Source organism: Bacteroides sp. OF04-15BH, assembly GCF_003477995.1.
Classification (GTDB): Bacteria; Bacteroidota; Bacteroidia; order Bacteroidales; family Bacteroidaceae; genus Paraprevotella.
The window spans coordinates 372-605 of sequence record NZ_QUEM01000111.1 but is presented as its reverse complement, the minus strand read 5'-3'; the positions used below and the strand labels follow the sequence as shown (position 1 = coordinate 605).

1 pseudogene is annotated in these 234 nt (G+C 46.6%); it reads right to left on the bottom strand.

Features of this window, described 5'->3' with window-relative positions:
* Nucleotides 1–72: 72 nt before the first annotated feature.
* Nucleotides 73–234 (bottom strand): annotated as a pseudogene (locus tag DXA74_RS16820) (mobilization protein); the annotation flags it as partial.

Genomic DNA, 234 nt, shown 5'->3' with positions numbered 1-234 from the left:
TTTTCGCCTCGTCCTTGCCTGTAACATAGCGGATGCAACCACCAAATGAGCTGCCCTTCTTTAGCTTGCCTATCATGTGGTATCCTCCTTTCTGCCCATACTGCTTGGCTTCGGTTTATAACTTGCTTGGCGATACTCGCCAAGGATTTCTTTCAATCTTCTCAACAAGTCCACCACATATACATGGGTTTCATGGAAACCTCTCTGATGCGACAGCTTGGTAAGTTGGTTGAG